Below are 2616 nucleotides of genomic sequence, written 5' to 3' on the forward strand. Positions count from 1 at the left end.
GGCCCGGGGGAGCGCGCCGGCTCAGGGCCGGAGCTGGAGGACCTGCACCTCCCTGGCGCCCACGGGGACCCGCACGGTCGGGGTGAAGCCCTGGCCCTCGTAGTACCGGATGAGCGCTCCGTCGCCGCCGGACCAGCAGTCCACGCGCACCAGGCCGATGCCCCGGTCGAGGGCCCGCCTCCGGGCGAAGGCGAGCAGCTCGCCGCCGACGCCGGCCCCGGTGTGCTCCCGGGAGACCAGCAGGAGGCGCACGTAGAGTTCGGGCTCCCCCGCCGGCGGCGCGTACGCGGGGGCCTCCTCGCGGACGGTCAGGACCCCGGCCGGGGAGCCCTCCGCCTCGGCCACCCACATCCCGTCGGAGACCAGGTCCTCGACGAGCCGCACCCGGTCGGGGTCGCGCGACCACGGTGCGTCGCCCCACTGCCCCGACCGCCCGCGCGCGGCCAGCCACGCGACGGTGCGGTCGAACATCTCCAGCACCGCCGGTAGGTCGGCCGGGCCTCCCTGCCGTAGCCTCATGTGTCCGCCTCACGCTTCGGGGAACGATCACGACCGGGACACGATAGCGGTCCGGTGCGACGACGGCTGCGCGGGGAAGGGGTTCCAGGACCCCGGTCCGGGTGTCGCCGCGGGCTCCGGGAGGTGACAATGTGGTGCTGTTCACGTGTCCGGGATCGTGGTTTACTTCCCAGTAACTTCGTAGCCGCCGCCGGGCCCCGCAGCAGTCGGGTGCCTGCCCACCCCGCGAGGTGAAGTGTGCACTACCTCTACGAGTGGGGCGTGCCGTGTCGACCGGGACGGCCCCCTTCGCGAGACTGTTGCCACCTCGCCGGAGTGTCCACGGGGTGAGAACACGCAGACGGGAAAGCGGGGGGCGGATGCACAGGCTCACCAACCAGGTACGACCGTACGCCTGGGGAGCGCGCACGGCCATCCCGCGCCTGCTGGGCGCCGACCCCGACGGCACGCCCCAGGCCGAGCTCTGGCTGGGCGCCCACCACGGCGCGCCCAGCACCGCCCACTGCGAGGACGGGCCCAGGCCCCTGCCCCGCCTGATCGCCGACGACCCGCACCGGGTGCTGGGGCACGGGACCGCCGAGCGGTTCGGCGCACGGCTGCCCTTCCTCCTCAAGTTCCTGGCCGCCGAGGCGCCCCTCTCCCTCCAGGTGCACCCCGACGCCACCCGCGCCCGGGCCGGGTTCGACGCCGAGGAGCGCGCGGGCATCCCCCTCGACGCCCCCCACCGCAACTACCGCGACCCCCACCACAAACCCGAGCTCCTGCTCGCCCTGGAGCCCTTCGAGGCGCTGTGCGGCTTCCGCGAGCCCGCGGCCACCGGCGCCGAGCTGCGCGGGCTCACGTGCGAGCTGGCCGTGCTGCTGCGCGCGGACCTGGCGGTGCCCGACACCCACGCGGCCCTGCGCGCGGCCCTCACACGCCTGCTCACCCTCCCCGACGGCAGCAGGGAGCGCCTGCTCGACGAGTTCGTCGCCGAGTGGTCCGCGTCCGGCCCCCGGGGGACCCACGGCGACATCGTCGCCGACCTCGCCGTCCGCTACCCGGGCGATCCGGGCGCGGTCGCGTCGCTCCTGCTCAACAGGGTCACACTGGGGCCGGGGCAGGCCCTGTTCCTGCCCGCCGGCAACCTGCACGCCTACCTCCAGGGGACGGCGGTCGAGGTGATGGCCAGCTCGGACAACGTGCTGCGCGCGGGGCTGACCGCCAAGCACGTGGACGCCCCCGAGCTCCTGGACGTGGTGGACTTCTCGGTGCTGCCGATCCCCTACGCGCGGCCCGGCCTGCTGGAGGGGAGGCGGGAGTTCCGCCCGGCCGCCCCCGAGTTCGCGCTGCACGAGATCGGGCCGGGCCGCGTCGCGGCCCACCTGCCGGGGGAGGGGCCCACGGTGGTGCTGGCCCTGCACGGACGGGTGGAACTGGTGGCGGAGGTCGGCCAGGGCCTGACCCTGGAACGCGGGGAGTCGGTGTTCGTGCAGGCGGACAGCGGGCCGATCAAGGTCGAGGGGCACGGGCACGTCGTCGCGGCCACGGTCGGCTCCCACTGACGGAGCGGTCCGCCGCCCGCGCCGGGCGGGGGCTCCGCCCCGGCCCGGACGCGCAGGGAGGTGTCCGCGCGCCGATACCCTTGGCCTCTCTGTTCCCACTGAACACACGAGGGGTACCACCATGGCGCTCGAGCGTCCGGAGATCGACTTCATCGAGGGCCCGCCGCCCGCCGACCTGGAGATCACCGACATCAAGGTCGGCGAAGGCGCGCAGGCCGGCCACGGCAGCACCGTCGACGTCCACTACGTGGGCGTCGCCTTCTCCAGCGGCGAGGAGTTCGACGCCAGCTGGAACCGCGGAGAACCGCTGAGCTTCCGTCTCGGGGCCGGCCAGGTCATCTCCGGCTGGGACCAGGGCGTCCTGGGCATGCGCGTGGGAGGCCGGCGCAAGCTGGTCATCCCCCCGCACCTGGCCTACGGCGACCGCGGCGCGGGCGGCGCCATCAAGCCGGGCGAGACCCTGATCTTCGTCTGCGACCTCGTCGGCGTCCGCTGACCCGACCGGCGCCGGGGGCCGGTCCCCCGGACACGCGGAGCGCGGAGGGGCCCGCGC

3 protein-coding genes are annotated in these 2616 nt (G+C 75.1%); 2 read left to right on the plus strand and 1 reads right to left on the minus strand.

The genetic code is table 11. From position 1 onward, the window contains the following. Window positions 1-21: 21 nt before the first annotated feature. Window positions 22-519 carry a GNAT family N-acetyltransferase gene (locus ACWGL3_RS31940; protein ID WP_267948730.1) on the minus strand — a complete coding sequence of 166 codons (498 nt, stop codon included), beginning with the start codon at window positions 517-519 and terminating at the stop codon, window positions 22-24. A gap of 359 nt (window positions 520-878) precedes the next feature. Between ACWGL3_RS31940 and manA the strand changes: the two genes are divergently transcribed. Then, window positions 879-2063, plus strand: a complete 1185-nt coding sequence (gene manA / locus ACWGL3_RS31945; protein WP_452462151.1) for a mannose-6-phosphate isomerase, class I — start codon at window positions 879-881, stop codon at window positions 2061-2063. Window positions 2064-2184: 121 nt separating this feature from the next. Beyond that, on the plus strand, window positions 2185-2559 hold the full coding sequence (locus ACWGL3_RS31950) for an FKBP-type peptidyl-prolyl cis-trans isomerase (protein ID WP_267948732.1): 375 nt from the start codon (window positions 2185-2187) through the stop codon (window positions 2557-2559). The last annotated feature ends 57 nt before the right edge of the window (window positions 2560-2616 follow it).

Source organism: Nocardiopsis sp. NPDC055824 (assembly GCF_053616335.1).